Below are 6,072 nucleotides of genomic sequence, written 5' to 3'. Positions count from 1 at the left end.
AAGCCGGCCATCACCCGCCAGATCGAAAAACTCGGCCATGAAATGACCGTCCTCGATCCTGCCCGGGCCGTCGCCGTTCTATAAAAAATACCCCAGGAATACCAGATGGACGATGATTCCACGCTGCGCTATTACGAATCTGAGATGCGCTACCTGACCGAAGCCGGTCGGGAGTTCGCGAAAGCCAATCCGGACCGCGCACGGATGCTCAATCTCGATCGGGTGGGCGAACGCGACCCCTACGTCGAACGGCTGTTCGAAGGCTTCGCCTTCCTGATCGGGCGCCTGCGCCAGAAACTCGATGACGAACTGCCGGAGATTACCGATGCCCTGGTGAGCCTGCTCTGGCCACACTATCTGCGCACGCTCCCCTCGCTCTCCATCCTTGAGCTCGTCCCCGACTTCGGCACGCTGCAGAAGCGCGAGACGATTCCGGCAGATATCGAGGTACGCTCTGATCCGATTGGCCCGGAAGGCACCCGATGCACCTACCGCACTACGTGGCCAGTGGATCTGCTGCCGCTGCAACTGAAGTCGGCCAGTGCCGGCTGTTGACGGCGGCGTAAATCCGCGCTTTTTGGGCGGCGCAGGTCAGAGTGATTCTCTCAAGTACAAAGGGGCCTACGAGGCCCCTTCGTGTTGATGCTGTGGTTGCTCGCTTTAGAACGGTGGATCGCGTTTGCGAGCACGCGCGCTCTCTGGAGTGGATCGCTGCTCGCGCAGCAGTTCGTGGAGCTGAGCGCCGTAGAAGTCGGTCACGACGGCGAGCAGATCTTCGAGCAGTTCGAACACGGCGAGCGCCTGCTCGGGCGTCCAGTCGTCCGGCACGACGAATAGCAAGCCGCGCCGGCGCCCGGATGGCAGCAATGGGCGGCTCATCACACCATTTCCTTCTTCGTAGCAGGCTTGCGCGTCTTGCGCTGCCGGGCACGTGCCTCGTTGCGCTCACGGGCTTCCTTGAGGCGGTACGATTCGCCCTCGATCGAGATCACCTCGGCGCGATGCACAAGGCGGTCGACCAGCGAGACGACACAGGCCGCGTTGGGGAACACTTCCGACCATTCCGCGAACGGCTTATTGGTTGTGACGATGGTCGAACGGGCCTCATACCGCCGGCTGATGAGCTCGAACAGGAGGTCAGCGTGGCGATTCGAGTACGACAGGTAGCCGACCTCGTCGATCAGCAGTATGTCCGGTGTTGCGTAGTGGCGCAGACGCCGGCGCAGCGCCGAATCACTGTCGAGTGCCGCGAGCTCACCAAGCATCTCGCTGGCCGACTTGAACAGCACCGTGTGCCCCTGGATGAGCGCGTGGTGCGCCACATTCTGTGCGAGCGTCGACTTTCCTACGCCGTTCGGGCCGATGAACACGACGTTAGTCGCGTCGGCGAGGAATGTCAGCGACATCAGGTCCTCGACCGCCGCACGATCGATTCTCGCGGGCCAGTTCCAGTCGAAGTCGGCCATCGCCTTGAACTTCCCCAGTTTCGCTGCCCGGATGCGCCGCTGCAGCGAACGGTGCGCGCGCTCGTCCTCTTCCCATTGCAGCAGCGGCGCGAGCCATGTGGCTCCATCGATTTCGGTCCAGTGCTCGACGAGGCCATTCAGACGCAGCGCCTTCGCGCGCAGACGCAGGACTTCAGTGTTGATCGTGGTCGACGTCATCGCCTTCCTCCGTTCTCAGTTGATCGTAGGTGTCGAGCCGGTGGGGCTGCACGGGCGCATCCTTCCGTCGCACATGCTCCGGCAGATTCATGGCGACGGGTGGTGGTGCCCCTCGCGCCACGCGGCGGCGTTCCAGTGCGGCCCGCACCGTGTTCGTATGCGCCGATCCCGCGCGCAAGGCGTCCTCGACGGCCGCCTGCAGTTCGACAGCACCGTAGCGATCAAGCAGGCGAAGCAGTGAGGTCGTGAGCCCGCCGATATTCGCGCCGCGCTCGGCCGCACGCATCAGCAGGATCTGGCAGGAGGGCACGGTGCGCGTCAGGCTGTTGATGCCGCGGTGTTGACGCGCTTCCCGTTTGAACTGCTCCAGCGTCTTCAGGTGCTGCGGGTCTTCGATCTGCTCCGCCCGGTCGTAGCTGCGCCGGTGGCTGGCGATCATTTCGGCACCGTCGAACACGCGAACCTGGTTGAGGTCCGCACGAACGCTCAGCGTTCGGCGCACGTGCGTGTGGGGTATCGTGTAGTCGTTAAGGTCGAACCTCACGTAGGGCGTTTTGCCGACTTTCACGGCCATGTGCTCTTCGACCGGGAACGGGTTATCGGGCAGGGGCAACAACAACGGCTGCTCACGGGCAAACGTCTCACGCACGGTCATCGCGCGATCCTCGGGGCACGGGCGGTCGGCCGCCTGCGTTCTGCACCATTGCTCGGCCTGCGCATTCAGGTCGTCGAGGTCAGCAAACTTTCGCGCGGCGAAGAAGGCTTCGCGAACATGGCGAATCGCACGCTCCACGCGCCCTTTTTCATTGCCCCGTGCGATGGCAACTGGTCGGGGCTCGAAGTGGTAATGGCCGGCAAACGCGAGCAGCGTCGGATGGAAGCGGATCGCATCGCCGACGCGCTCGAGTACCGCCGACTTCAGGTTGTCGTAGAGCAGAACCCTTGGCAGTCCACACCATGTGTTGAAGGCGCCGATGTGCCCGCGCAGGAAGTTCTCCATGCGGGCGTCAAGGAAGAAGCGCAGGTAGATGTCGCGCGAGTATGAGAGCACCATCACGAAGGCCATCAATGGCCGGCGCGCGCGGCCGATTTCGATATATCCGAAGTGGCCCCAGTCAACCTGGGCCTGCTCGCCAGGCAAGGTGCGCAGCCGCAGGAAGGCCTCGGCAGGCTTGCGTGGGCGATGCAGCGCGAGCATGTGCCGGAAGTGATCCCGCGCTCCCTTGTAGCCACGCTCACGCACCATCACGTACAGGCGGCTGCCTGTGAGCGTTGGATACTTCTCCAGCGTCTGCCGGATGAACGGCAGGTAAGGCTCGATCATGGAAGGCTTCGGCGTCGGGCCGTATCGCGGTAGACCGGCGCTGGCGAGCACACGCTGTACCGTCTCGCGGTGCACGTGCAACTGCTTCGCGATGGTGCCGCAGGGCCACTTCTCGACGTGGTAGAGGCGCAGTATCTGCGTCTCGAGCTCAACCGGAATCGTCATCGCGGTCTCCGCAATCAGAACGACGGCCGAAGGCAACGCCTTCGGGGCGAACATGACGGGGACCACGACGGCGCACGAAGCCGGTTCGTACCAGAGGCGAGAGCAAGGTGCCGCAGAAACGGCAGTTCAACTGAGGCGGCGCCGCCGGGCGAACGGCGGCGTTGGCGAGTGCAACGGCGTCGTCGCGGTCCGGTTGCAGTACACCATCGTCGGGGAAGTCTGGTGAACCGTGATGCGTCACAAATTGACGGCGGGCCCGATAGCGCCGTGCGCGTGCAGCATGCGCAAAGCGTCCGCGGCGGGAGAGCTGGTAGCGTTGTCCGGCTTCGCGAACGCTGTCGCGGCGTGCGTGGGCGGCGCAGTCGCAGCAGTATCGATTGCCGCGGTCACACTGGCGACAGATGAAGACCTGCGCCCGACAGCGGGCGCACAGGTACAGGCGGCCCGTAGGCGGCTGCATTGGCGGTTCCCCCTGGAACGCCAAAGAGAGGGGGCCAGTGAGATCGACGGGCCGTGCGAGCAGTGCGATACTGGCAGCTCACGTGGCTCTCCGGCCGGCCATCAGGCCAGCCAAATGGATACCCTGTGGAGGCGCGGTGCCGGACTGGACCTGGCAGTTGAGGCCGGCATCGCGCCTGTTGTTCTTCCTTGGCAAACGCCTTTCTACCACGTCGCTACCGCGACGCGATGCAGGGCGCGTCTCCAGTCGCCCTCCGGGCTCCCTACGCCGCGACCTGCATCGCCGTCATGCCACTCGCAGCACATTCGCTGCTTCCACTATCTGGATTGTTCGCTTCAGGCCGCGACGCCGCTATATGACGCCGCCCAAAAAGCGCGGAAACTGACCGCTATCGACACGCCCGACCAGACGTTCAAACAGATCGTCCTCTTCGGTGTCAAACGGCGTGCCGATGGCGTGGACAGTGCACTGGCGACACGCCTCGCCCGTATCACCGAAGGCGAGTTGCCACCGGAACTACCCGAGCACTGGACGGCAGCGCCGTATTGCATTCCTTCGACCGCCGGCGAGCACGCGTTCATGTCTACCCGGATCGATGCGCCGCAGCTTGAGCACGAACTGGAACGCCTGCAGGGCGCCACACTCTGGCCGCAGTTCGCCACGACGTTCGCTTCGAAGGCAGTCGTGCCGCGCCGGCCGCTGCGCGACCTGTCCGACTGGCATCTCGCCCTGGCGCTTGCGGCCGGCCAGATCACCGGTGTGGTGACCGGCACCGACGGCACGCGCCTGCTGATCCGCGGCGACACCATCAAGCAGAAGGAACAGGAGGTCCAGGTCGAGGAAACCGACAAGGGCGACATCCGGACCACGATCCTGATGCGCGACCGGTTCGTTCCAACGATCGCTGGCATCGACTTCACACCCGGCCCGAATCTTGGCCGCATCGTCACGATCCGCTAGACCGGATCCCTTCTTCAACCCCGCGGGGCCTTGCCCCGCAGGGGCGGGTTCCGTGATGACAGGACATGCACCATGACTGACACACCGCTTACCGCGCAACCGCTTCCCGCCTTCATGGTGGGCTACAGCCTCGATCGCACACACCGGATTGTCGTCGGCATCCGGGCGGCGAACTCCGGCGCTGCGTGTGCGATAGCACATGCGGCATACAAGGCCGGTACGCTCTGGGACGATACGCCCGACAGACCGCTGCTCTACGACGACGATGAAGAGATCGACGGGCAAAGCGTGCAGTTCGATGCCACGCCGGTCGACACCTGGCCGCCCGCCCATCAATCGGTCGCCGCCTCGAAGCTGCGGAGCGCTGCTCCATGCCTCCTCGCACTGGTCCGCCTTGTCGACAGCCGGCTGCCTCTCGCAACGTCGATCAGGACGTGGCATCCCGATGCCCTGCTGACGATGACCCTCACGGTTGGCCAGGCGCGTGAGCTTCGCGCGCTGCTGGAAACGCTGACAGCCTGCTGACCGGCCGGCGCTCATTTCAATCCCGCATCTCAATCTCTTATGCGCCCTGTCCAGGGCGCTTTCCCGGGGCGTCACGAGCGACGTTCGGGGAAAGCGGTTTCCGTGGTCCCGACTCACAGCATGCATACCCCGCTGGTCTGCCGGTAGCCGACCCGTCGTCGCCCGTTACGCGACACCTTCCGTTGTCCCCCGCAGCCTCTTTCCGGCGCCTTGGTCTGCGCGGCTGCGGCTTCCTTCAGGAAGCCCCGGAATTTCCCCTCAACCCGTCCGGGCCAGCACCCGGCAGGTGCTCCGGACATTCATGCTGGAGCAACCCATGCTGTATCCCGTCAAGGAACTGCAGGACATCTTCGTCGATGCCTGCGTGCGTGCCCCCGATGGCGAACTCGCCTTCATTTCCGCATTCGGCCGTGATGGCGCCGTCCAGCAACTCTACGCGTCGCTGCATCTGGGTATCCAGGAAGGCAGTGTCCGCCAGATCACCCTGCTCGATCCCGACACCGGTCAGACACTGGCCGCAGTTCCCGTCGGCGATCCACGGCGGCTCGACAAGTACAGCGGCCGCCTGCCGAAGGACAACCTGTTCGGCAATCTCGTTCACACATGGATCTATGACGAAGCGCTTCTCAATCCGTCGAAGGCCGCCGGCTCAGCGTGGCTGCTGATCGACCGCGAAACCCAGGCGCGCGACGTCGAGTCACTCGAATCCCGCACCTGGTCCCTGATCGAACAGCTCAGTCCGCTACCGCTACTGCCACACTGGCGTGCACTGGTCCTCGGCACACTCGGAGAACGGCTGGTCAACAGTCTTGACCAGACACCCCACGCGCCCATCGGGCGTATCCACGCATCCTGGATCGCACTTCCGGACTCGTTTACCGAAGCGATTTCCAGCTTCGTTCGCAACGGTTCGCTCGGGCTTGACTGACCCGCCCGGGCGTGATCCCGGCGGCCTTCCGGCCGATCTTTTTTTC

6 protein-coding genes and 1 pseudogene are annotated in these 6,072 nt (G+C 64.2%); 4 read left to right on the top strand and 3 right to left on the bottom strand.

Annotation, left to right across the window (positions count from 1 at the left end):
• Positions 1-105: 105 nt before the first annotated feature.
• Positions 106-543 (top strand): annotated as a pseudogene (locus tag VMJ11_RS20115) (type VI secretion system baseplate subunit TssF); the annotation flags it as partial.
• 117 nt (positions 544-660) lie between these two features.
• Here the strand turns inward: VMJ11_RS20115 and VMJ11_RS20110 are convergent.
• From VMJ11_RS20110 to istA, 3 genes are read right to left on the bottom strand one after another with little or no spacing between them, the layout of a single operon-like run.
• Entirely contained in the window at positions 661-879 is a 219-nt protein-coding gene (locus VMJ11_RS20110; RefSeq protein ID WP_325621136.1) for a hypothetical protein, read from the bottom strand.
• On the bottom strand, positions 879-1,664 hold the full coding sequence (gene istB, locus VMJ11_RS20105) for an IS21-like element helper ATPase IstB (protein ID WP_325621135.1): 786 nt from the start codon (positions 1,662-1,664) through the stop codon (positions 879-881). Before istB ends, VMJ11_RS20110 begins: the two co-directional genes overlap by 1 nt.
• The gene (istA, locus tag VMJ11_RS20100; protein WP_422662187.1) at positions 1,639-3,207 is read right to left on the bottom strand and encodes an IS21 family transposase; all 1,569 of its coding nucleotides are present in this window, start codon (positions 3,205-3,207) and stop codon (positions 1,639-1,641) included. The genes istB and istA overlap by 26 nt, the downstream gene beginning before the upstream one ends.
• 520 nt (positions 3,208-3,727) lie before the next feature.
• On the opposite strand from istA, the gene VMJ11_RS20095 reads away from it, so the two are divergent.
• From VMJ11_RS20095 to VMJ11_RS20085, 3 genes are all read left to right on the top strand, one after another.
• A complete protein-coding gene (locus VMJ11_RS20095) occupies positions 3,728-4,573 on the top strand; it encodes a hypothetical protein (protein WP_325621134.1) in 846 nt (281 codons plus the stop codon).
• Positions 4,574-4,645: 72 nt separating this feature from the next.
• The gene (locus VMJ11_RS20090; protein ID WP_325621133.1) at positions 4,646-5,098 is read left to right on the top strand and encodes a hypothetical protein; all 453 of its coding nucleotides are present in this window, start codon (positions 4,646-4,648) and stop codon (positions 5,096-5,098) included.
• Positions 5,099-5,414: 316 nt separating this feature from the next.
• The gene (locus tag VMJ11_RS20085) at positions 5,415-6,026 is read left to right on the top strand and encodes a hypothetical protein (protein WP_325621132.1); all 612 of its coding nucleotides are present in this window, start codon (positions 5,415-5,417) and stop codon (positions 6,024-6,026) included.
• The last annotated feature ends 46 nt before the right edge of the window (positions 6,027-6,072 follow it).

The organism is Paraburkholderia sp., from assembly GCF_035501035.1.
Taxonomy (GTDB): domain Bacteria; phylum Pseudomonadota; class Gammaproteobacteria; order Burkholderiales; family Burkholderiaceae; genus Paraburkholderia.
This window is presented reverse-complemented; position numbering and strand designations above follow the sequence as displayed.